We start from the raw sequence: 21,120 nt of genomic DNA, 5'->3' as shown, positions 1-21,120 counted from the left end.
AAACTATCAGTGCGGTCAGATAGTGTCGCCTGTAAGGTAGATGTCGATATTTTTGGAAAGTTGGGTGATAAATTAAAAAAGTTGGTAGATAAATCGATAAAGTTGGTAGATAAATAAAAAAGTTGGTAGATAAACAATCAAAAGTTCTCGATAAATCTCAAAAGTGCCCCGATAAACCTAAAAAAGCCACACTTACTTTAGCAGTAGCAAGTGTGACCCTTTATTTTAGACTAGTAAGCCAAATAGTTGAATGTCGTTGTTTACTTCTTTGTATTTGAAGCCGAATTCGTGCATGCGAGCGAGTAATCCTTCGTAGTCTTCACGATTGCCAAGCTCGATACCGACTAGGGCAGGACCACTTTCTTTGTTGTTTTTCTTTGTATATTCGAAAGTTGTAATGTCATCATTTGGTCCTAGCACGCTTGTTAGGAATTGGCGAAGCGCACCTGCACGCTGTGGGAAACTAACGATGAAGTAGTATAGTAAGCCTTCGTGAATTAAAGACTTTTCTTTAATCTCCTGCATACGACCGATGTCATTATTACCACCACTAATGATGATAACGACTGATTTCCCTTTAATTTCCTCTTTATAGGAGTCGAGTGCTGCTACTGATAATGCTCCAGCAGGCTCTGCGATAATAGCGTGTTTATTGTAAAGATCTAAAATTGTTGTACATACTTTTCCTTCAGGTACTAGTACGATGTCGTCTAAGTAGCGACGACAAACGTCATATGTGTGGTTACCGACGCACTTTACTGCAGCACCATCTACGAATTTGTCAATCCAATCAAGTGCCACTGCACCACCTTCTGCAAATGCAGCCTTCATACTGCCTGCACCAGCAGGCTCTACACCGATAATTTTACTGTTAGGAGAAAGGTTTTTCACATAGGCAGAAACACCTGACATTAAGCCACCGCCGCCAATACTACCGAACACGTAATCAATCGGTTCCTCCATGTCATTCATAATTTCAACAGCGACGGTTCCTTGTCCGGCAATGACATCAAAATCATCAAATGGGTGAATAAAGATTTTTTCGTGTTCATCACAGTAAGCAAATGCACTTTCTGCAGAATCATCAAAGGTATCGCCAGCTAAAATAATTTCTACATATTCACGACCAAACATACGCACTTGGTCAATTTTTTGCTTAGGTGTTGTTTGAGGCATAAAAATACTTGCTTGAATTTGCAATTGTGCACAGGCGTAGGCTACGCCTTGGGCATGATTACCCGCACTCGCGCAAACGACGCCAACTTTACGAGCCTCTTCTTCAATTTTTTTAATCTTATAATAGGCGCCACGAAGTTTAAATGAGCGTACATGCTGTAAATCTTCGCGTTTAAAATAAATATTAGCTCCATATTTCTCAGATAAATAGTCATTTTTTTGTAGCGGCGTGTGCACCACTACGTCTTTTAAGAAATGATGTGCAATCAAGATATTTTCTACCTGCACAGTTCTAGTGTCAGCAGCTTCCATAATATTCATCCTCCGTATACGTATAAAACATTTATCTATAATAGCACATATTATAAGCTTTTTGTTATTAATTTTTAGTAAATTCTAAATTTTCGGTGTCTATTTCGTCTAGGAAACTACAAAATGCAGAATAATTAAATTTCTACGAGAATTTTTTGTAGAAATAAAGGATGCACACATTTCCTCATAACGAAAATGGTCAAGCATATACTAGAATACCTTAGGACAAGTAGGAGGGTATGTAATTGGAAATCATTCAAGGAATTCTATCTACATACATTCAATTTTTCAATTGGGAAATGTGGAAAGAGGTCTTATCTGACCCTGTATCTTGGGGGTTAATATCAACGCTAGTAATAATAGAAGGTTTACTCTCAGCAGATAACGCTCTCGTATTAGCAGTGCTAGTGAAGCATTTACCAAACAAGCAACGCAAACGAGCATTAATGTACGGTATGTTGGGGGCCTATTTTTTCAGATTTTTATTTATTGGAATAGGTGTTTATTTGGTAGAGTTTTGGTTTATTAAATTGCTAGGAGCCCTGTATTTAGGTTGGCTATGTGTCGCTCATTTCCTGCAGATTGGGGAAGCGGATAGTGCCAAGGAGATGAAAAAAACAGGGTTGATCGTTCGTCTTTTTGGAACGTTTTGGGCAACGGTTATTTCTGTAGAACTGATGGATATTGCCTTTTCAATTGACGCGATTTTTGCTGCTTTTGCGATATCCAATCAAATTTGGATATTGCTAATCGGGGGAATGCTAGGTATTTTAATGATGAGAACTATTGCAGGCTTATTTTTAATCGTTATTGAAAAAATACCAGAATTAGAGGCAACAGCATTTATTATTATTGGAATTATTGCACTGAAAATGCTAGCCAGCGTCATCGGTATTCACATTCCACATTATATGTTTTTTGTTGTATTAATTATTATTTTTGCTATTACTTTCAGTATTCATTTCTTAAAAAAAATGAAGGTTGCTTAATATAAAACGGTTCTGTTCTCAAAGAAGAAAGAGGACAGAACCGTTTTATTGTTATTTTACATATTGATCAGGATTTACAATATAGAATTTTTCAATATTAAGCCAGCTTTCACTCATTGGCTCACCGTCATCAACACGTTTTTCTGTTTCTTGCATCATCCAAGCTGTTTGGGATGCGTGTGCTTGTAATGCTTTAATTTTATCCATCTTCATTTCACTGATATCGTTGACAACATGTGGCTCACCATTTTTTTCAATTGTATCATTTGCAAAGGCACAGCCTAACACTTGTGGGCGTGCGGCTTTTGGCATACGACGAACAGCTTCTACTACAGCACGTGCTGTTGCCTCATGGTCAGGATGAACTGCAAAACCAGGTAAGAATGTAATGATAAGAGAAGGCATTAACTCCTCTATTAAACCTTCAACAAGCTTTACCATTTTTTCATCGTCTTCAAATTCAATCGTTTTATCACGGAAACCAAGCATACGTAAATCTTGTATTCCCATAGCCTCTGCTGCTGCAACAAGCTCCTTGCGTCGAATTTCTGGCAAAGATTCACGTGTTGCAAAAGGAGGATTTCCTAAATTACGCCCCATTTCGCCTAAAGTTAAACAGGCATATGTAACAGGTGTATTCATTTTCTTTGTATAGTAGGCAATTGTTCCAGCAACTGAAAAAGCCTCATCATCTGGGTGAGGGTAAACAATTAAAATATGACGTTGTGGTTGTAAATTCAAAAAGTTGTCCCCCTTAGTAAGTAAATGGCGTTTCGCTAATTTCGAGTGCAATCGCCAATTTACCTGAGTAGTCTAGTCCAGCCATTAATAAACGGCCTAAATCATCTAATTCAAAATGTGTGATGCCTTGAGCATAAACCCAGCCATGTGCCATTTTTAATCCGACACGATGGGGTGAATCATCTACCACTTTAGCAAGTTCATAGTTGATTTTTGCATTGCGAATAAAAGCACCTGCATTGAAAAATTTCTCATCATAGTGTGCTGCATAAGAACCGTTTGTCGTCTCAAGATGAATATAAACGTCTTTGTTGGCGAAAGAATTCAATAATTCCTGCAACGTCTTTACTTGTACTTCTTGCATCTTAACACTCCTCTCGATTATTTCTCCTTTAAGTATAGTTAAAAAAGATGACAAAGGGAAATCGAAAGACTTTGTTGCCAAACTAATCATAAATGTTATTGATAAAATACTGAAATTTCTTTATTTTAAAAAAACTATTTTTCACTATTATTAGTGTTAATTCCTTGAAAAAACTATTTTGATGTATCAATATAGGACACATGAAACAGATTAATATAAATTGTGTCGTTATAATTTGTATGCGGTTTCATAAATAAAATATGGGGAGATTGATACTATGATATATGCAAATCCTAATACTCCGGGTGCAGTAGTAAATTTCAAAGAAAAATATGATAACTTTATCGGTGGCGAATGGGTTCCTCCAGTAAAAGGTCAATACTTTGAAAATAAAACACCTGTAACAGGTCAAGTTTTCACAAAAGCAGCTCGTTCAACAGTTGAAGATATTGAGCTTGCCCTTGATGCAGCACACTCAGCAAAAGATGCATGGGGTAAAACAAGTGCAACTGAGCGTGCCTCTATTTTAAATAAAATCGCAGATCGCATTGAAGAAAACTTAGAAATGATTGCTGTTGCAGAAACATGGGATAATGGTAAAGCGGTTCGCGAAACTTTAAACGCAGATATTCCTTTAGCAATTGATCACTTCCGTTATTTTGCAGGTGTTATCCGTGCACAAGAAGGACGTACAACACAATTAGATAACGACACGGTTGCATACCACTTCCAAGAGCCACTAGGTGTAGTTGGCCAAATCATTCCTTGGAACTTCCCAATCTTAATGGCTGCTTGGAAAATTGCTCCTGCACTTGCAGCGGGGAACTGTATCGTGATGAAACCAGCTGAGCAAACGCCAGTTTCATTATTAGTGTTAATTGAAACAATTCAAGACATTTTACCAAAAGGCGTACTTAACATTGTAAACGGCTTTGGTGTTGAAGTTGGTAAACCACTTGCAACGAACAAAAGAATTGCAAAAATTGCTTTTACTGGTTCAACAGCTGTTGGTCGCCAAATTATGCAATATGCAACTGAAAATATTATTCCTGTAACGTTAGAGTTAGGTGGTAAATCACCAAACGTATTCTTTGAGGACGTAATGGCTTCAGATGATGAATATTTAAATAAAGCAATTGAGGGCTTTGTGATGTTCGCATTAAACTCAGGTGAAATTTGTACTTGTCCTTCCCGTGCACTTGTTCAAGAATCCATTTACGATAAATTTATTGAACTTGCATTAGAACGCGTAAAAGCTATTAAAATAGGTAATCCATTAGATACAGAAGTCATGATGGGTGCTCAAGCTTCTAACGAACAAAAACAAAAAATCCTTTCTTACTTAAAACTTGGGAAAGAAGAAGGTGCTGAGTGCTTAATAGGCGGAGAAGAAAATATTCTTGAAGGCGACCTTGCAGGAGGTAACTACATTAAACCAACAGTTTTCAAAGGTCACAATAAAATGCGAATCTTCCAAGAAGAAATCTTTGGTCCAGTGCTTGGCGTGACTACATTCAAAGATTTCGATGAAGCTATGGAAATTGCAAATGATACAGAATATGGTTTAGGTGCTGGTGTTTGGTCACGTTCTGGTGACATCGCTTACCGTGCAGGTCGAGCTATTCAAGCTGGTCGTGTGTGGACAAACACTTATCATCAATATCCAGCGGGTGCTGCATTTGGTGGATTCAAACTTTCAGGTATCGGTCGTGAAAACCACGCAATGATGTTAGATCACTACCAACAAACTAAATGTCTTTTAGTGAGCTACAAAAAAGAAGCACAAGGATTTTTCTAATACCAAAGGATGAATAACAACATGGTAGAACGAGTGATTGCAACAAAAGAGGCTTTAAATTTAATAGAGTTAATTAAGAGTCAGCATGGCGCTATCATGTTTTATCAATCTGGAGGTTGCTGTGATGGCTCTGCACCGATGTGTTATGTAGAAGGAGATTTTAAAATTGGTGAAAACGATATCTATCTTGGTACAATAGGTGACGTTCCTTTTTACATTCATAGAGCGCAATATGAATATTTTAAGCATACGCAATTGATTATTCATGCGATTGAGGGCAGAGGTGCAAGTTTTTCTTTAGATAGTGTTGAAAATATGCATTTTATTACAAACTCTAGAGTATTCACAACAGAAGAGTATGGAGAAGTAATAAAGCTCTTTTAATTGATTGCATCTTTTAATCTATGAAGATTTTCAAGCAATATCCTTGAAAAAATTATAGAAATATATCAATATAATGAGTGTGAAAGCAATTTTGTACAAAATGTGTCGTTTTGTATTGTATACGGTTTCACAAATGAAAAGATACTGACCATGATTTCTTCCTTAACTGACGGAAAAGCAGCGCATAATGTTGAAGGGAATTTTAAACTAGGTAATAACGAATTCTATCTTGGTACAATAGATGACGTTCCTTCAACATTGGTATGTATAGCTGTAAAAAAGGGAAGAAGACTGAAAGCTCATTATCATAGTATAGTAAAAAAAGCTGCAATTCTCTTTTATGACGGAGAATCGCGGCTTTTTATAATTAGCGGTTTTTGTGGGGGTATGTATTTGTTAATATCGGTTGAGTTTTCGTTCAATGGAATCTAGACGATTGTTGAGATGTGATAGATGCTTATGCATTTGTCTAAATTGTACACTTTGATTTTGCGCGTCGGATGTTCTTGCTTGTTCATTTGCCTCTTCTTCCTGCAATGCTAAAATGGTGGAGAGGGTTGCTAGTGAATACCCTATTGTCAAAACCATTGAAGATATTAATTCTACTTTGGTAGAGGTTATATCTCCACTTTGGGTACCTGTATCTTCACCTAGGAGACCTGCTTCTTGACCAGCTAGGAAATTCCCTTCTCCGTTTGGGTCTTGTTGTTGTCTACGTCTTGCCATTTTTCTCCCTCCCGTATACAGCTAATATATGGCATATGAAGTAGTAGCGTATCTTGTCCAGAGAATTAATAAAAAACGACAGCTGAAATAAAAATTCTTAATTTTCAAATAATTTATTTGATTTTTATGGAAAAATAGAGCAATATAGTAGAAATAAACAGTTGTTTTTAGGGGGAATAGATGTGAACAAAAACTTTAAATATTGTAAAGATTCTAGAGTTATGCGTACAAGTCGAGTTTTTCCGAATGATATTAACAATCATAATACACTGTTTGGCGGTCGATTAATGAGTGACATCGATCAAGTAGCTTCAATTTCTGCTGCTAAGCATAGTCGTAGAGATTGTGTGACAGCCTCAACGGATTCTGTAGACTTCCTGCATCCAATACGCCCGACCGATTCTGTCTATTTCGAATCTTATGTAACGTGGACAGGGACATCTTCAATGGAAGTTTTCGTCAAGGTCATTTCTGAGAATTTGAAAACGGGAGAACGTAAGGTAGCGGCAACAGCCTTATTAACCTTTGTTGCATTAGATGAAAATAATAAACCAGCCCCAGTTCCATCTGTTATTCCAGAAACAGTAGAGGAAACAAAACTACATGAAACGGCATCTGAACGAGCAAAGGCGCGTGCAGATCGTAAAAAGGAAAGTAAGGCATTGGCTCAATTCATTTCGATGAACGATCCATGGGATTATCGGCTCGAAATGATGGAGAACTACTATATGTAAAAGAGGCATCTGAAACTAATCAGATGCCTTTTCGTTATTTATGAGCTAATTCAACGGATAATTGGTCCGAATCATTAAGTGCGTTTTGTAAAATATCTTCTGTATTCAATAATGCTGTTCCTTGGACACGCAGGATTTTAAAATCTTCTATTCCAAGAAAATTAAACATTGATTTAAGGTACTTATAGGAATATTCCACTTCAGTATACCAATCGTCATTTGTATAGAGTGAACCACTTGCCTGTATAACGACCCGGTGAATAATGAAATATAGTGTCATGGTTGAATATGCCCTACACAGTCTTGTTTATTTAATAGATGTACCACCAAGTGAAAGCATTGGGATAAAAGATTTATCAGAATTTTCAAGGGTTATCAGAAACCTACCTCTCAAAAGTTTTAGGTAAGTTATCTAAGGAAGGGATTGTAAGTTCAGTACCTGGTGTAAAAGGAGGTTATCGTCTTAATAAGAAACCAGAAGATATTTCGTTTTGGGATGTTGTACGAGCTGTTGAAGGTGAAAAGCCATTATTTCAGTGTAGGAATATTAAAGCAAACTTTGCTTATCAAGACACAGACAAAGAGTGTGAATCTTGTTCGAGTCAATCGAACTGTACTATTAATATTGTAATGCTTGAGGCTGAAGAACAAATGCGAAATTATTTACGGAATAAGACAATAGCATGGTTAGCACAAGAATTACTACGCATTTTACCAAGTAAGCAAATAGAAGAGGCAAAAGAATTCTCTTTAAAAGAAATAAAAGTTAACTTTTAGAAATAGTAAAAGGAGATTATTTGGTGATTTTTCATAACGAGAAATCGCTTTTTTCTTTTGGAGCAAAAATGGCAGTATTCCATTAGTTGAAAAAGTACAAGCGTATGATCAAAAAATTGAAAAACTACGTTCTGAACGAAAAGTATCGAAACAAGCGCACAAAGCGTTTATAGATTTCTCAATAAATCCAAGAAAAAAGAGAAATCGAATGACATCGATTTCTCTTTGTCTGGATATCAGCTAGTTATGTCCCAGTCTCTTTTCGCTTTTAAATTTCTGTCACTGTTACTTGTGGTGCGCCAAAACGAGATTTTGCACCATGCATAACTGGTCCTACATAGTCATTTAATGCCCAACCGTGAGCGATTGCAGCAGAAACGAATTCTTTTGCTTCAATTACAGCCTCTTGTACTGAAAGACCGTTCGCGAGGTTTGCTGTTACGGAAGCAGCAAATGTACAGCCAGCCCCGTGGTTATAAGTAGAAGCTACTTTTTCAGATTCTAATAAGTAGAATTTTTCGCCGTCGAAGAATAAGTCAGTTGCTTTTTCAGTAGCTAACGCTTTTCCACCTTTAATCACAACGGCTTTGGCACCAAGGTCGTGAATTTTACGAGCGGCTATTTTCATTTCCTCGATAGTTTTTGGTGTTCCAGTTCCAGCTAATTGGCCAGCCTCAAATAGGTTAGGTGTTGTAACTGCAGCCAATGGTAAAAGATGTTGAATCATGGCATCTGTATTGCCAGGATTCAATACTTCATCTTCTCCCTTACATACCATTACAGGGTCAATGATAACATTTTCCGTACCAGATTTTGCGATAGCATCACCTGCGATACGAATAATTTCTTCTGTTGATAGCATACCGGTCTTTACGGCATCAATGCCTGTTGAAAGAGCAGTATCGATTTGTTTTTGTAAAAGCTCTGTTGGTAATGGCGTTACGTTATGAGTCCAACCGTTTGGATCCATTGTTACGACAACTGTTAATGCCACCATGCCATATGTGCCGTGCTCCTGAAATGTTTTAAGATCAGCTTGCATACCTGCGCCACCTGATGTATCTGAACCAGCAATCGTTAAAGTTTTTTTAAGAGCCATGTGGAATATCTCCTTTATAGATGAAAGTTTTAAAATTACCATCTAGTATAGTCTTATTCTGATGTTATAAAAATAGTCAGAGTTAGATATTTTTAGAAGGTCAGTTTAACTTCTTTCAGTAGAAGTCTCCTATCTCTAAAGACGGTGAGATGGATGTGGGTTTTTCTCACTCTTCATCTGAAAGAAGTTAAAGCCTCTGGCGGATGTCACAGAATCGGAAAGGAGTTCATAAGGATGTTAGCCTAAAACCATTGTATCCATGCGATAAAGGCTAACTGACCTGCATCGTTGCTGTTGCCGCTACGCTTTCGCGCAAAAAACATCTGTCGTTGCTGTCGCTTCGCTTTCGCACAGACAAAAACACGTTGCTGCCGCTACGCTTTCGCACAAAAAACATCTGCAGGTCTAAGCACAAAGCCGATCTGGACGCATTGTTTATCTGTAGCGAAAGCAAAGCGTCAGCTACAATTATGCCAAGGCATAATTGAACGGGATACTTGAATTCAACATTATTTTTTTGTACCGTTGTAAGAAGAGGAAGGGGCTTATATTACAATGAAACAAGAATTCCTGAATGATTGGCAAGCAATACTTGCAGAAGAAATAGAAAAGACATATTACACAAAGCTACGTCAATTTGTAGCAGATGAATATTCAGCAGAAACAATTTATCCCCCGATAAATGACATAATGAATGCATTTAATACGACGGCTTATCAAGATGTAAAGGTCGTAATTTTAGGTCAGGATCCGTATCATGGACCAAACCAAGCACATGGATTAAGCTTTTCGGTCATGCCGGGAATTAAACATCCACCAAGCCTACGCAATATGCTACAAGAGTTACAAGATGATCTTGGCTGTCCAATCCCTCAAAATGGAACATTGACAAAATGGGCGCAGCAGGGAGTAATGTTATTGAACACAGTATTAACTGTTCGAGCAGGTCAGGCGAATTCTCATAAAGAACAAGGATGGGAGCAATTTACCGATGCTGTAATCGATAAATTAGCATCAAGAGATAAACCAATTATTTTTGTGCTGTGGGGTAAACCAGCACAACGTAAAAAACAATTAATTCGTAAACACTCAACACCACATTTAATTTTAGAAGCACCTCATCCAAGTCCACTAAGTGCTTATCGAGGTTTTTTCGGCAGTAAACCATACTCCAAGATCAATACACAGTTAGTGGAATGGGGAGAGCAACCAATTGATTGGAGTCTAGCTTAGATTGGCACAAATCGTATTTCTTCATTCAGTAAATATTTTTTAGCAAAAGCGAAGCGACAGCAACAATTACACCAAGGCGAAATTGATGCACATCACTCATCATTTCGTGTTACAGTTAATAGAAGAAAGTGAGGAACAACGATGAAGGTAAATTGTTTCAAATGTCAATATTTTAAAGTAACGTGGGACCCACAAACTCCACGGGCCTGTGTAGCATATGGCTTTAAAACGAAGCAAATACCATCTGTTGTCGTTAAACAATCCTCTGGCACAGACTGTCTAAAATTTGTGCCAAAAGCAGAAAGTGGGAGAATGCAATGATTCCTTATCAAGCCGTTATTCAACAACTTGAAAAACAATTATCTGGTGTCAAAAATGCAGGAGACGAACAACAAATTCGTGAAGCCTTAACGGCAATCCGAGCATTATGTGATGTGGTATTAGACTCATCTGATAGCATTTCTAAAGCCCAGTCAAAACATCTGCCACAAATGCTTGTGTCAGAGCCAAAGCAAACAAGCCTATATACGGCAAAAATTGAAGAAGAAGACGGAGCAAATGGTGATTCAATTTTTGACTTTTAATTATCTTTATTCAGCGAAGACTCCCACCTCTGAAGGTGGCTAAATGAATGCGGATGTGGTTCCTTTTCAGTAGGTGTCCCAACGCCTACTGAATGAAGATAAAGCCTCCGGCGGATGTCACAGATTTTGAAAGGAATAAATTGTGCAAGCACAATTCAAAATCCGGACCATTGTTTATCTGCGCGAAAGCGGCAAATGTTTTCTGTAGCAAAAGCAAAGCGTCAGCTACAATTCGCCAAGGTGAAATTGATAAAAGGTAGGGAAAATGACATGAAAAAATTTATCGTAACAGGTGCACTCCACGGCTTTTTAGCAGTGGCATTGGGTGCATTCGGTGCACATGCTTTAAAAGAGGTTCTAGACGATTATAGTCGCGGAATTTGGGAAACAGCTGTTCAGTACCAAATGTTTCATGCCACGGCTTTACTGGTGATTGGCATATTGATGAGCTCGAAACTACTAGGTGAAGTAAAGCAGTTAAATTTAGCTGGAATCTTTTTTAACCTAGGTATTGTCTTCTTTTCAGGAAGCTTATATGTACTGGCAATTAGCGGCGTTAAAGTTCTAGGTGCCATCACACCAATTGGTGGTGTTCTATTTTTAACTGGCTGGGTTCTAATTATAGTTGCTGCCCTTAAACATGCGCGATAAAAATTGAATATAAATTTTCTTTCTAAGTTACTCCTTTGCACAATGTGTGAGGGGGTTTTTGTTTTATTACAGACCTCTTTCAAGAGAATTTTCCTTCCTCATCAACAATATTATTTCAATAGAAAGGTAGTTTTAATTCCTATTGTTTTTGTAAGGATTTATAGTACACTATTATTATCAAATAAGTTCGACAAATAGGAAGTGAGGTTTTGTGATATGGAGAAGCTTTTTACTTTACTAGATAATAACTATGATGAAATGGTAGCGATTCGTCGTCATTTACATGAATACCCGGAATTATCCTTTGAGGAAGTGGAAACACCAGCCTATGTAGCTGCTTTTCATCGAGCATTAGGACATGAGGTTCGTGGGCATGTAGGTGAACGTGGTGTTGTTGCTACTTTACGCGGAGGGAAGCCAGGTAAAACAGTGGCACTGCGCGCTGATTTTGATGCATTGGCAATTCAGGAGGAAAATGACGTCCCTTATAAATCAAAAGTGGATGGTAAAATGCATGCATGTGGACATGATGGTCATACTGCAACATTATTAGGGCTTGCTAAAGCACTTAATGCTATAAAGGATGATATTGCGGGCAATGTGGTATTTATTCATCAGCATGCAGAAGAAATGGCACCAGGTGGAGCAAAGCCTATGATTGAAGATGGCTGTTTAGATGGAGTAGATGTTATTTTCGGTACACATTTATGGGCACCAACACCGTTAGGGGATATATTGGTGAGAGATGGAGCAATTATGGCTGCTGCGGATAAAGTGGAAATTACGATTCATGGCAAAGGTGGTCACGGTGCGGAGCCTCATCATTCTATAGATGCAGTTACACTTGCGTCACAGTTTGTAGTTAATGCACAGCAAATTATATCTCGACGTATTGATCCATTAAAATCAGCCGTCTTAACGATTGGTCATTTGGAGGCGATTAATCCTTTCAATGTTATTGCCGAACGGGTAGTATTAGCTGGAACAGTCCGTACTTTTGAAGAGCAGGTACGTAAACAAATGGAGCAAGAACTTGAGGCCATTTTAAATGCCACTTGTTTGGCATTCGGTGCAAGTTATGACTATCGTTATACAAGAGGCTATCCACCTGTGTATAATCATGTGAAAGAAACAGAATTTATTGCACAACTTGCAGCAGATATACCTGGAGTAGAAAATATAATAACGTGCCCACCATTTATGATTGGTGAGGACTTTGCGTATTATTTAGAGAATGTACCAGGAACATTTTTCTTCACAGGTGCTAAAAAGCCAGAATGGGAAGTAGCATATCCTCACCATCATGCACGCTTTGACTTTGATGAACGTGCAATGTTGATTGCTGCTAAAACATTAGGAAAAGCAACATTGCAGTTTTTACAAGAAAACCAATAGTAAATAAAAATTGGCATGCTAGGAGGTATCCTAACATGCCAATTCTTTTGATCTAATGGTAAATATCCATGCAGATTCCTCGTTACATACGAAAATATTTGCAATGCAAGCAAGAACACCAGACCCAATTGGCAGTCTAGCGGAACTTGCAATGCGACGAAGCGTGAGTAAAACGGAGCGAAGGAGCAAACCGATTCTGTACTTATTTTATTCGCATATAGAGGAGCGGGATTTTACCATATAAGAAAATATGAATTTTTGAATAGCTTATTTCTTATGGATTTTGGTTAAAATAAGCCATTTCTTCATCATACTCAGCAAAATCAAAGTAAATCATTGGGAATAGGAAACGATGATTCGATTTGAGTTCACGTAAAATAACATGATCTCGACCAGCAGCTTCTACAACGCCTCGCACAGTTTTCGTGTTTTTCCCTTGCTCTACCGCATGCTCGAAGGAAAAATGGAAAGTACCAGGTTTTCCGCGATTCAAACGGAAAATATTTTCAATATACGATTGCTCCCGTCCAGGTGGTCGTGCTCCAGTCGTCTGTGGAGGCATTACCTGTGGAGGCATTTGTTGTTGCGTTGTCGGTGTCCAATAATAAGGCATCATAAGTTATCAACCTTCTTTCTTTTAGATTTGAGGACAATCTTCTTCGGTTGGCGAGAAGAAGCAATGTGCTTTGAATCTTCCCGTGTTCCACTGACCATACCATTGCGCTGGACAATCTCCCTCAGGTCTGAAAAACCATAGCGAACGAGTCGCCGGATGGAATCTTTCGCCTTGAATAACTCTCTTCGCTAATCGAAGATCTTGATCACGTGCTCGTTGATAAAAGTAGCCTTTTTGTGTCGCTTCAAAGCCCCCAGGACGCTGAAAAACCATTTGTTCAATTGTACGAACATCCGTAAAATCTAAACAATCGGCTCGTACACGATTGACGCCAACATTGCCGACCATCAGCATACCTAAATTTCCTTCACCTTCTGCCTCAGAGCGCGTAAGCTTTGCTAACATGGCTGTTTGTGCATCATTCGTCTTTATAACGGCGATTTTCACTCCTCCTCGCAGACAGTATATGCATGATGGTATTGTAGACATGTTCAATTTTAACTTTTTTCAGCAGATGTCTTTTGACCGAAAGCGAAGCGACAGGTACAGATGTCTCCCACCACTATAGGCGGGGAGATGAATACGGGGCTAAGTTACTTTTCAGTGGATGCCAAAACACCTGCTGAAATAGAGGAACTCAGTCTAAGAACGCCACGTCCTGTGGCAATGACTGAGTGACCAACATCTTGTTGCTGCCGCTGCGTTAACACTACGCTTTCGCACAGAAAACAAAGCCTCCGAGCGCATTGTTTATCTGTGCGAAAGCGAAGCGACAGCAACAACTATGCCGAGGCATAGTTGATCGAAAGAAATTCACAATTTAAAAATGCTAAGCATATATTAGTAATAACGAGTAGTCTGTAAAAGAGGGCCAGATTTTTAAAAATTTAGATATTCAACACCAAACGTATGCCATATATAAGTTGATTGGAGTGAGGATGAGCTCCTTGGGAAACAGCGTCACAGATAAGACCCGAAGCGCAAAAGGGTAGGGAAACGAAGGCAAATAGCATCACGTCCCGTGGTAACGCCTTGTGATGAGCATTCTGTTGCTGCGCTACGCTTTCACACAGAAAACATTTTTTGCCCCAACGTCCTCAGGAAACAGCCTAGCCGGAACGGAAATCAACCCCACGTTATGGTGATGATCCTAAATTTTGCAAAAATGGGTAAATGGAGATAGAAAATATAATCGGGAATGTGAGATAGGAAATTGCATGTGTATTGAATACATGTGAGGTGATAGGGTATGGAGATTGGTGTTTGGGTAGGCATTTTGTTGAGTGCTGTGCTGGCATTTTTAGTAGGGAGTTTTTACGGACAGCCACTCCATTGGTATCTCTTTATATTAATAATTGTAGTAGGATTTTTCATCCATACAATCATACTAATTTTGAAGGTTAAGGATGAAAGGTCTTGAGGTATGAAAATAAGAAAGTGTCATCGTTGTGGTGACACTTTCTTATTTTTTGTTAATTTTTTTTGATTAAATAGATGAAATCTAATGTTTTGCAAGTATATTAAAAACAAATTGTGACATACTAAAGTGGAAAATTATTTTTTGCTTTCATGAAGGAGTGTTATAATGCATAGTTTTGGTACGTTTGTAGCAATTATCATAAGTGCATTCATGGCCGTTGGTATAGCAGAATACTATCATCAACCTTATAATTGGTATTTAGTTTTTCTTATGATTCTAACTGGCTTTTTTATTCATACAATTATTTTAATATTGGAATCAGAGAACAGCGAAGAAAATGAATATTAAAAAATGCGAGTCCGCTACTATGGACTCGCATTTTTATATTTAAAAGCATTTTAGACAGTTAAGAATTTCACAAGTTTTTCGTTATCAAGAAGGTTTCCAACGAAGAATGCACCGAACTCACCGTAGCGAGCTGAAACTTCATCAAAACGCATTTCATAAACTAATTTTTTGAATTGTAGTACGTCATCTGCGAATAGTGTTACGCCCCATTCGTGATCGTCGAAGCCAACAGAACCAGTAATGATTTGTTTAACTTTACCTGCATAGCCACGACCAATCATACCGTGAGAACGCATTAAAGATTTGCGTTCATCCATTGAAAGCATATACCAGTTGTCATTGCCTTGACGACGCTTATCCATTGGATAGAAGCATACATGTTTAGCACGTGGAAGTTCAGGATATAGACGAGCACGCACATGTGGATTTTGGTAAGGATCTTCGTCTGAATCACCGGCTAAATAGTTAGAAAGCTCTACTACAGATACATACGAATATGTAGGAATAGTAAAATCAGCGATCGCTAATTTATTGAATTCAGCTTCAAGCTCTTGTAGCTCATCCATTGTTTCACGTAATGTCATAATCATAAAGTCAGCTTTTTGACCAACGATTGCGTAAAATGCATGAGCACCTGTTTTAGCGATATCAGCCTCGTTTAATTTTTCTAAATATGCAATGAATTCTTCTACTGCTGCTTGGCGTTCCTCAGCAGAAACTAGTTTCCATGAAGCCCAGTCAATTGAGCGGAAATCATGTAAAGCGTACCAACCATCTAAAGTAATTGCTGCTTCATTCATTATTAAAAACACTCCTTTATAAGTGAATACCATTCAAATTTTAGTTTATCATAGTTTGTACAAATTCCCTAAGTTCATGATGGCATTTCACGAATTTGACACCTTCTATAGATAATGTATTCTAAAGAGAATAGATGTAGATAGAGGAGCTCCAATCATGAAAAGTATTTTACAACAGCCGATTTGGCGTTTTTACGATCAATCCATTAGCGCAAAGCAAAGATCGCCACTTGAATCCTTTGCAACAGACGATACTTTATGTCAGTTAGTTGGGCAATTAGCCTCTCCACCAACTATTCGTACATGGGTACATGATGCATCGGTTGTGCTTGGTATTCAGGATCACCGTTTACCATATGTGCAGCGGGGCATGGACTTGCTCAAAGAACGTGGCTACGATCCTATTATACGCAATTCAGGCGGATTAGCAGTGGTGCTTGATGAAGGTGTACTGAATATTTCTATTGTTTTATCTGAACAAACGGAAGCGCTAAGCATTAATGATGGCTATGATGTCATGGTAGCTCTAGTAAAAGGCTTGTTCCCTGAAGTAGCGGATCAAATTGAAGCCTATGAAATTGTAGGCTCCTATTGTCCAGGTTCCTATGATTTAAGTATTGCAGGAAAGAAATTTGCTGGTATTTCTCAGAGACGCTTACGTCAAGGGGTAGCAGTGCAAATTTATTTATGTATTGAAGGAAGCGGTTCAGATCGAGCTGCACTCATTCGTGACTTTTATGAGGAAAGTCTAAAGGGTGAGGAAACAAAATTTACGTATCCAAACATTGTCCCTGATGTGATGGCGTCATTATCTGAACTAATTGATGCATCATTAACAGTGGAAGTCGTTGTTATTCGTTTACAGCAGCTTCTTCACAACATGGCAGAAGACATTCGAGCTGAATCTTTTCATGATGAAGAATTGACGCTATATGCGTTTTATTTACAACGTGTTTTAGATCGGAATAAGAAAATGCTTGAACCAAAGTGAAGCATAATCAGTAAGGGTGCCATGTTCAAAGAAAAAAGCGATGCTGCTAATTAAGCGCATCGCCATTTTCTTGTGTATAAGTGCTACTTACAACAAGATTTCCGTTTTTCTCCATTTTGAAAACAGGTGCAATTCGTTCTTCCTCTTCATCTAGTGTTACTAGTCGTCTAGCACGGTTCATAATTTGAACAAATTGCTCGTAATCTTTTCGAATAGCTCTATTTTCCTCTTCTAGCTGTGTAATTGTCTTCTCTAGTTTTTTATTTTTCTCAGATGTTACGTGTACTAGTTGTCTCCATTTTGAAGACTCATTACCTATTTCACCAGAGTGTTGTAAACGTAGTAAATAGGCTATAACAATATCAAGATTTAATGCAGATAGAGGAATCGATTTACCCTCTGCAGCACTACTATTAACTGTAAACATACTAGAAGCACGGCGTCTTGCTGGAGCTCCTAACACTCGCATTCTTTCTTTTCTTTCCTTTTTGGCTTCTGATAATTGTTCCTCATATTCTTTACGAACAACAGCATTCCAACGAAAACCACATGCAGCAGCAGTACGATTTAAAGCATCACCAGCTTCTTCAAAGGCATTTAATTGTGTACTACCTTCCGTCACATGGCGAATAACCGCCTCTGCTAATAATTCATCGTTTTCTTCTAACCAAGCATCTTGTCTTACTTTACTCATATTAAAATCCTCCCACCTTTATTTGGAACTTTTATTTACAACTAGCATGACCAATCTTTTAACCTTTTATTCATCTATGTGAAAGGAATTATTATGCTTGAATACAAGGGGAAAAATGCGATACAATACCCGATGTAGGTTTGTACGTATGCTACATACTTAACTATGTGAAAGTCATACGTTCAATAGAGACGAATTTTTGATTTTTTGATTAAAAAAATACTATATAGAAAGGGTTGTTGACAAAATGGCAAACGAATTTAAAGTTTGCGATGAATGTCAGGCCGTTAACTTAAAAACGTTAATTCCAAAATTAAAGGAAATCGATCCTGATGCAACCATCGAAATTGGCTGTCATTCTTATTGTGGCCCAGGACGTAAAAAAACATTTACCTTTGTAAATAGCCGTCCTGTTGCTGCATTAACGGAAGAAGAACTAATGGAAAAGGTTTTAGCAAAGTTAAAAAAATAAGTAAAACAAAAAGCTATCTTCACTAGTCTAGTTGGAGATAGTTTTTGTTTTTTCTGCATTTTTAATATAGCGACGGATAGAAGAGTTGAAGCGAAGGATAGAATCATTGAAGCAACGGAAAGATCATCGAAGTGACGGAAAGAAGAGCCAGAGCGACGGAAAGAATCATCGAAGCGACGGAAAGAAGAGCTGGAGCGACGGATAAAATCATCAGAGCGACGGAAAGACTCTGTGGTGACGGAAGGAAGAACCAGAGCGACGGAAAGACTCATTGAAACGACGGAAAGAAGAGCCAGAGCGACGGATAAAATCATCAGAGCGACGGAAGGCCATCGAGGTGACGGAAAGAAGAGCTGGAGCGACGGATAAAATCATCAGAGCGACGGAAAGTCATCGAGGTGACGGAAAGAAGAGCCAAAGCGACGGTTAGACTCCCAGGAAAGCGCCCAGTTGGAACGGAAATCAACCCCCACGTTATGGTGATGAGCATGGAAATTAGGTCAATAGAATCCTAAATTAAGACGAGAATACAGCGAGTTAGGTTGATAGTCTCTATAATTAAAAGGAAATATGTATGCTAGTCCTATATTTATCGCATATAATAGAACAAATAGGAAACGGGGGTGCTGTACAATTGACACATTATGCAAAAGCTAAATTACAAGAGGAAAAAGTATTCAAGGATCCAGTGCATCGCTATGTGCATGTACGGGATCAAGCGATTTGGGATCTAGTTGGCACGAAAGAATTTCAGCGATTACGACGAATTCGCCAGCTCGGTACAACATTTTTAGTATTCCATGGAGCGGAGCATAGCCGCTTTAGTCACTCGCTTGGCGTTTACGAAATTGTACGCCGCATAGTAGATGATATATTTGCAGGTCGTCCTGAATGGGATGAGGATGAACGACTGCTTGTGCTTTGTGCAGCCCTATTACACGATTTAGGGCATGGGCCATTTTCACACGCTTTTGAAAATGTCTTTGAGCTTGATCATGAATTTTATACAAGACAAATTTTGCTCGGCGATACAGAAGTGAATGCAGTATTAAAAAAAGTATCAGCTGATTTTCCAGAGAAAGTATCACAGGTAATTGAAAAAACATATCCGAATAAGCAGGTCGTCAGTTTAATATCAAGCCAAATAGACGCTGATCGTATGGATTACTTGCAGCGTGATGCTTATTTCACAGGCGTAAGCTATGGTCATTTTGATATGGAACGTATTTTAAGAGTGATGCGTCCACGAAAAAATCAGGTCGTTATTAAGACGACGGGCATGCATGCGGTAGAGGATTATATAATGAGCCGCTATCAAATGTATTTACAGATTTATTTCCACCCAGTATCTCGCAGTGCAGAGGTTGTTTTAAATAATATTTTAAAACGAGCTAAACAACTAAGCTTGGCAGGCTACAAATTTAAGCACGAGCCTACACACTTCTTAGCGTTTTTCCGCAACTCAATTACCCTTGAGGATTATCTTGCATTAGATGAAAGTATTCTTTTTACATATTTTCAGCTTTGGATGCAAGAGGAAGATGCTATACTAAGTGACTTAAGCCGCCGTTTTGTTAATCGAAAGTTATTTCAATACATCGATTTAGACCCAGGTGTAGAGCTAGATAAATATCAAAAACTCCAAGAACTCTTCAAGCAAGCTGATTTAAATCCAGAATATTACCTTGTCCACGATACGACGGCAGATTTACCTTATGACTTTTATCGACCTGGAGAGGAAGAAGTGCGTGTTCCTATTTTCTTAGAAATGAAAAATGGAGAGCTACGAGAGCTATCGCGTGAATCTATTATTGTTGATTCTATTTCTGGCCGCATGAAGCGAGATCATAAAGTCTATTTCCCTCTAGATTTCTTAGAAGACAACAGTACCCATTCCGATATTAAGAAGAAAATATTAGCCTTACTTCAAGGAAAAGGGAAAAATTAAAAAATTTTTTTTATGTATAAAAATGTGTATATAAAATAATTAAATTAAATAGTATTTCAACATACAAATAGTGAAAAACAGTGAAAGTACTCTAATTGAGTTATTTTCACTGTTTTTTTGTCGTGTATAAAGATGAAAAAAGTGGAAATAATATAGAATTTTTTAGAATTTTTTAAATAGAAAGTCCGTGATTGTTTAGAAATTGTTTAGTATCATCTTATATAATGAGCCTAAAACCCTAAGGGGGGTGAGGTCGATTATTAAAGGTGTCACAAAAGTACTATGTATACATTCGAATTGTACATCGAACATACATAAGTCATCATGAATACCTACTCGTGAGTACTTAATAGAATGTATGACGACATCTGAATAGAAGGAAAGAGAGACCAACCTATTGTTTGTGGCATACTTTTGCAACATGCAGAAAGGATGCAACGTCGTCAGCAAATACCAACAGGTATCCCTCTGAACTTAGAAAAGGAGAGAAACATGAAGAAATTAAAAAAATTAAACATAGCAATGATCTTAATGCTACTCGTATTCCAAACGGTATTATCACCGATTTCAGTGTTTGCAGTAGAGCAAGAACAACCTGTAGCACCTGCAGCTGAATCTGGAAAAGATGATGGTATTGGTTCCACAGGTGTAGGAGAACAACCTGAAACACCAAAAGAGTCTGGAAATGGTGAAGGGACTAGTACTGGTTCCACGGGTGAAGTCGAACAACCTGAAACACCAAAAGAACCTGGAAATGGTGAAGGGACTAGTACTGGTTCCACAGGTGTAGGAGAACAACCTGAAACACCAAAAGAGTCTGGAAATGGTGAAGGGACTAGTACTGGTTCCACGGGTGAAGTCGAACAAC

At 38.2% G+C, this 21,120-nt stretch carries 22 protein-coding genes and 3 pseudogenes; 15 read left to right on the top strand and 10 right to left on the bottom strand.

What is annotated here, in order from left to right; genetic code table 11:
* Positions 1 to 225: 225 nt before the first annotated feature.
* Positions 226 to 1,488 carry a threonine ammonia-lyase IlvA gene (ilvA, locus tag ACIQ7T_RS12680; RefSeq protein WP_402870739.1) on the bottom strand — a complete coding sequence of 421 codons (1,263 nt, stop codon included), beginning with the start codon at positions 1,486 to 1,488 and terminating at the stop codon, positions 226 to 228.
* 245 nt (positions 1,489 to 1,733) lie between these two features.
* On the opposite strand from ilvA, the gene ACIQ7T_RS12675 reads away from it, so the two are divergent.
* On the top strand, positions 1,734 to 2,477 hold the full coding sequence (locus ACIQ7T_RS12675; protein ID WP_402870736.1) for a TerC family protein: 744 nt from the start codon (positions 1,734 to 1,736) through the stop codon (positions 2,475 to 2,477).
* Between the two features lie 51 nt (positions 2,478 to 2,528).
* Here the strand turns inward: ACIQ7T_RS12675 and bshB2 are convergent, their stop codons facing one another.
* Both bshB2 and ACIQ7T_RS12665 read right to left on the bottom strand, forming a co-directional pair.
* A complete protein-coding gene (bshB2, locus tag ACIQ7T_RS12670) occupies positions 2,529 to 3,218 on the bottom strand; it encodes a bacillithiol biosynthesis deacetylase BshB2 (protein ID WP_370082812.1) in 690 nt (229 codons plus the stop codon).
* Positions 3,219 to 3,231: 13 nt separating this feature from the next.
* Positions 3,232 to 3,582: a YojF family protein gene (locus tag ACIQ7T_RS12665; RefSeq protein ID WP_049667947.1), complete on the bottom strand. Its 351-nt coding sequence runs from the start codon at positions 3,580 to 3,582 to the stop codon at positions 3,232 to 3,234.
* Between the two features lie 277 nt (positions 3,583 to 3,859).
* Here ACIQ7T_RS12665 and exaC point away from each other — a divergent pair, with 277 nt between their 5' ends.
* Positions 3,860 to 5,380, top strand: coding sequence for an acetaldehyde dehydrogenase ExaC (gene exaC / locus ACIQ7T_RS12660; protein ID WP_402870733.1), 1,521 nt, complete (start codon positions 3,860 to 3,862; stop codon positions 5,378 to 5,380).
* 21 nt (positions 5,381 to 5,401) lie between these two features.
* Positions 5,402 to 5,764, top strand: coding sequence for a DUF779 domain-containing protein (locus tag ACIQ7T_RS12655; RefSeq protein WP_370082808.1), 363 nt, complete (start codon positions 5,402 to 5,404; stop codon positions 5,762 to 5,764).
* Between the two features lie 396 nt (positions 5,765 to 6,160).
* On the opposite strand, the gene ACIQ7T_RS12650 is transcribed toward ACIQ7T_RS12655, so the two are convergent.
* On the bottom strand, positions 6,161 to 6,490 hold the full coding sequence (locus tag ACIQ7T_RS12650; RefSeq protein WP_370082806.1) for a hypothetical protein: 330 nt from the start codon (positions 6,488 to 6,490) through the stop codon (positions 6,161 to 6,163).
* A 182-nt stretch (positions 6,491 to 6,672) separates the two neighbouring features.
* On the opposite strand from ACIQ7T_RS12650, the gene ACIQ7T_RS12645 reads away from it, so the two are divergent.
* The gene (locus tag ACIQ7T_RS12645) at positions 6,673 to 7,224 is read left to right on the top strand and encodes an acyl-CoA thioesterase (protein WP_142509401.1); all 552 of its coding nucleotides are present in this window, start codon (positions 6,673 to 6,675) and stop codon (positions 7,222 to 7,224) included.
* Between the two features lie 34 nt (positions 7,225 to 7,258).
* On the opposite strand, the pseudogene ACIQ7T_RS12640 reads toward ACIQ7T_RS12645, so the two are convergent.
* Positions 7,259 to 7,477 (bottom strand): annotated as a pseudogene (locus ACIQ7T_RS12640) (NAD(P)H-dependent oxidoreductase); the annotation flags it as partial.
* 10 nt (positions 7,478 to 7,487) lie between these two features.
* Here ACIQ7T_RS12640 and ACIQ7T_RS12635 point away from each other — a divergent pair.
* Positions 7,488 to 8,001, top strand: a pseudogene (locus ACIQ7T_RS12635) (Rrf2 family transcriptional regulator).
* A 268-nt stretch (positions 8,002 to 8,269) separates the two neighbouring features.
* On the opposite strand, the gene thiD reads toward ACIQ7T_RS12635, so the two are convergent.
* Entirely contained in the window at positions 8,270 to 9,100 is an 831-nt protein-coding gene (gene thiD, locus ACIQ7T_RS12630) for a bifunctional hydroxymethylpyrimidine kinase/phosphomethylpyrimidine kinase (RefSeq protein ID WP_370082804.1), read from the bottom strand.
* Positions 9,101 to 9,655: 555 nt separating this feature from the next.
* On the opposite strand from thiD, the gene ACIQ7T_RS12625 reads away from it, so the two are divergent.
* The 5 genes from ACIQ7T_RS12625 to ACIQ7T_RS12605 all read left to right on the top strand — a co-directional run bounded on the left by ACIQ7T_RS12625 (position 9,656) and on the right by ACIQ7T_RS12605 (position 12,963).
* On the top strand, positions 9,656 to 10,333 hold the full coding sequence (locus ACIQ7T_RS12625; protein ID WP_370082802.1) for a uracil-DNA glycosylase: 678 nt from the start codon (positions 9,656 to 9,658) through the stop codon (positions 10,331 to 10,333).
* 141 nt (positions 10,334 to 10,474) lie between these two features.
* Entirely contained in the window at positions 10,475 to 10,654 is a 180-nt protein-coding gene (locus ACIQ7T_RS12620; protein ID WP_068985233.1) for a uracil-DNA glycosylase, read from the top strand.
* Positions 10,651 to 10,917, top strand: coding sequence for a YwdI family protein (locus ACIQ7T_RS12615; protein WP_370082800.1), 267 nt, complete (start codon positions 10,651 to 10,653; stop codon positions 10,915 to 10,917). The genes ACIQ7T_RS12620 and ACIQ7T_RS12615 overlap by 4 nt, the downstream gene beginning before the upstream one ends.
* 270 nt (positions 10,918 to 11,187) lie before the next feature.
* A complete protein-coding gene (locus tag ACIQ7T_RS12610) occupies positions 11,188 to 11,568 on the top strand; it encodes a DUF423 domain-containing protein (protein WP_370082798.1) in 381 nt (126 codons plus the stop codon).
* A gap of 216 nt (positions 11,569 to 11,784) precedes the next feature.
* Entirely contained in the window at positions 11,785 to 12,963 is a 1,179-nt protein-coding gene (locus tag ACIQ7T_RS12605; RefSeq protein WP_402870727.1) for a M20 family metallopeptidase, read from the top strand.
* A gap of 274 nt (positions 12,964 to 13,237) precedes the next feature.
* Here the strand turns inward: ACIQ7T_RS12605 and gerQ are convergent, their stop codons facing one another.
* On the bottom strand, positions 13,238 to 13,579 hold the full coding sequence (gerQ, locus tag ACIQ7T_RS12600) for a spore coat protein GerQ (RefSeq protein WP_142509394.1): 342 nt from the start codon (positions 13,577 to 13,579) through the stop codon (positions 13,238 to 13,240).
* A 21-nt stretch (positions 13,580 to 13,600) separates the two neighbouring features.
* Complete coding sequence (locus ACIQ7T_RS12595) at positions 13,601 to 13,984, bottom strand: cell wall hydrolase (protein ID WP_402870852.1); 384 nt, start codon at positions 13,982 to 13,984, stop codon at positions 13,601 to 13,603.
* A 1,180-nt stretch (positions 13,985 to 15,164) separates the two neighbouring features.
* Here ACIQ7T_RS12595 and ACIQ7T_RS12590 point away from each other — a divergent pair.
* Positions 15,165 to 15,347: a hypothetical protein gene (locus tag ACIQ7T_RS12590; protein ID WP_370082794.1), complete on the top strand. Its 183-nt coding sequence runs from the start codon at positions 15,165 to 15,167 to the stop codon at positions 15,345 to 15,347.
* Positions 15,348 to 15,397: 50 nt separating this feature from the next.
* Here the strand turns inward: ACIQ7T_RS12590 and hemQ are convergent, their stop codons facing one another.
* Positions 15,398 to 16,147 (bottom strand): hydrogen peroxide-dependent heme synthase, encoded by a 750-nt coding sequence (gene hemQ, locus ACIQ7T_RS12585; protein WP_370082792.1) that lies wholly within the window; start codon positions 16,145 to 16,147, stop codon positions 15,398 to 15,400.
* Positions 16,148 to 16,304: 157 nt separating this feature from the next.
* On the opposite strand from hemQ, the gene lipL reads away from it, so the two are divergent.
* Positions 16,305 to 17,138, top strand: a complete 834-nt coding sequence (gene lipL, locus ACIQ7T_RS12580; protein ID WP_370082790.1) for an octanoyl-[GcvH]:protein N-octanoyltransferase — start codon at positions 16,305 to 16,307, stop codon at positions 17,136 to 17,138.
* Between the two features lie 46 nt (positions 17,139 to 17,184).
* On the opposite strand, the gene ACIQ7T_RS12575 is transcribed toward lipL, so the two are convergent.
* A complete protein-coding gene (locus tag ACIQ7T_RS12575; RefSeq protein ID WP_370082788.1) occupies positions 17,185 to 17,832 on the bottom strand; it encodes an RsfA family transcriptional regulator in 648 nt (215 codons plus the stop codon).
* Positions 17,833 to 18,079: 247 nt separating this feature from the next.
* Between ACIQ7T_RS12575 and ACIQ7T_RS12570 the strand changes: the two genes are divergently transcribed.
* The 3 genes and pseudogenes from ACIQ7T_RS12570 to ACIQ7T_RS12560 all read left to right on the top strand — a co-directional run.
* A complete protein-coding gene (locus ACIQ7T_RS12570; protein ID WP_049667962.1) occupies positions 18,080 to 18,304 on the top strand; it encodes a YuzB family protein in 225 nt (74 codons plus the stop codon).
* Between the two features lie 574 nt (positions 18,305 to 18,878).
* A complete protein-coding gene (locus ACIQ7T_RS12565; RefSeq protein WP_402870722.1) occupies positions 18,879 to 20,252 on the top strand; it encodes an HD domain-containing protein in 1,374 nt (457 codons plus the stop codon).
* 492 nt (positions 20,253 to 20,744) lie between these two features.
* Positions 20,745 to 21,120: pseudogene (locus ACIQ7T_RS12560) on the top strand (hypothetical protein); the annotation flags it as partial.

Source organism: Lysinibacillus sp. NPDC096212, assembly GCF_044763105.1.
Lineage (GTDB): Bacteria > Bacillota > Bacilli > Bacillales_A > Planococcaceae > Lysinibacillus.
This window is presented reverse-complemented; position numbering and strand designations above follow the sequence as displayed.

What these genes read in the sequence shown, in the direction of transcription:
- ilvA (WP_402870739.1), bottom strand. Translation starts at nt 1,488, where the DNA reads ATGGAAGCTGCTGACACTAGAACTGTGCAGGTAGAAAATATCTTGATT.
- ACIQ7T_RS12665 (WP_049667947.1), bottom strand. Translation starts at nt 3,582, where the DNA reads ATGCAAGAAGTACAAGTAAAGACGTTGCAGGAATTATTGAATTCTTTC.
- exaC (WP_402870733.1), top strand. Translation starts at nt 3,860, where the DNA reads ATGATATATGCAAATCCTAATACTCCGGGTGCAGTAGTAAATTTCAAA.
- ACIQ7T_RS12655 (WP_370082808.1), top strand. Translation starts at nt 5,402, where the DNA reads ATGGTAGAACGAGTGATTGCAACAAAAGAGGCTTTAAATTTAATAGAG.
- ACIQ7T_RS12650 (WP_370082806.1), bottom strand. Translation starts at nt 6,490, where the DNA reads ATGGCAAGACGTAGACAACAACAAGACCCAAACGGAGAAGGGAATTTC.
- thiD (WP_370082804.1), bottom strand. Translation starts at nt 9,100, where the DNA reads ATGGCTCTTAAAAAAACTTTAACGATTGCTGGTTCAGATACATCAGGT.
- ACIQ7T_RS12625 (WP_370082802.1), top strand. Translation starts at nt 9,656, where the DNA reads ATGAAACAAGAATTCCTGAATGATTGGCAAGCAATACTTGCAGAAGAA.
- ACIQ7T_RS12620 (WP_068985233.1), top strand. Translation starts at nt 10,475, where the DNA reads ATGAAGGTAAATTGTTTCAAATGTCAATATTTTAAAGTAACGTGGGAC.
- ACIQ7T_RS12615 (WP_370082800.1), top strand. Translation starts at nt 10,651, where the DNA reads ATGATTCCTTATCAAGCCGTTATTCAACAACTTGAAAAACAATTATCT.
- ACIQ7T_RS12610 (WP_370082798.1), top strand. Translation starts at nt 11,188, where the DNA reads ATGAAAAAATTTATCGTAACAGGTGCACTCCACGGCTTTTTAGCAGTG.
- ACIQ7T_RS12605 (WP_402870727.1), top strand. Translation starts at nt 11,785, where the DNA reads ATGGAGAAGCTTTTTACTTTACTAGATAATAACTATGATGAAATGGTA.
- gerQ (WP_142509394.1), bottom strand. Translation starts at nt 13,579, where the DNA reads ATGATGCCTTATTATTGGACACCGACAACGCAACAACAAATGCCTCCA.
- ACIQ7T_RS12595 (WP_402870852.1), bottom strand. Translation starts at nt 13,984, where the DNA reads ATGTTAGCAAAGCTTACGCGCTCTGAGGCAGAAGGTGAAGGAAATTTA.
- ACIQ7T_RS12590 (WP_370082794.1), top strand. Translation starts at nt 15,165, where the DNA reads ATGCATAGTTTTGGTACGTTTGTAGCAATTATCATAAGTGCATTCATG.
- hemQ (WP_370082792.1), bottom strand. Translation starts at nt 16,147, where the DNA reads ATGAATGAAGCAGCAATTACTTTAGATGGTTGGTACGCTTTACATGAT.
- lipL (WP_370082790.1), top strand. Translation starts at nt 16,305, where the DNA reads ATGAAAAGTATTTTACAACAGCCGATTTGGCGTTTTTACGATCAATCC.
- ACIQ7T_RS12575 (WP_370082788.1), bottom strand. Translation starts at nt 17,832, where the DNA reads ATGAGTAAAGTAAGACAAGATGCTTGGTTAGAAGAAAACGATGAATTA.
- ACIQ7T_RS12570 (WP_049667962.1), top strand. Translation starts at nt 18,080, where the DNA reads ATGGCAAACGAATTTAAAGTTTGCGATGAATGTCAGGCCGTTAACTTA.
- ACIQ7T_RS12565 (WP_402870722.1), top strand. Translation starts at nt 18,879, where the DNA reads ATGCTAGTCCTATATTTATCGCATATAATAGAACAAATAGGAAACGGG.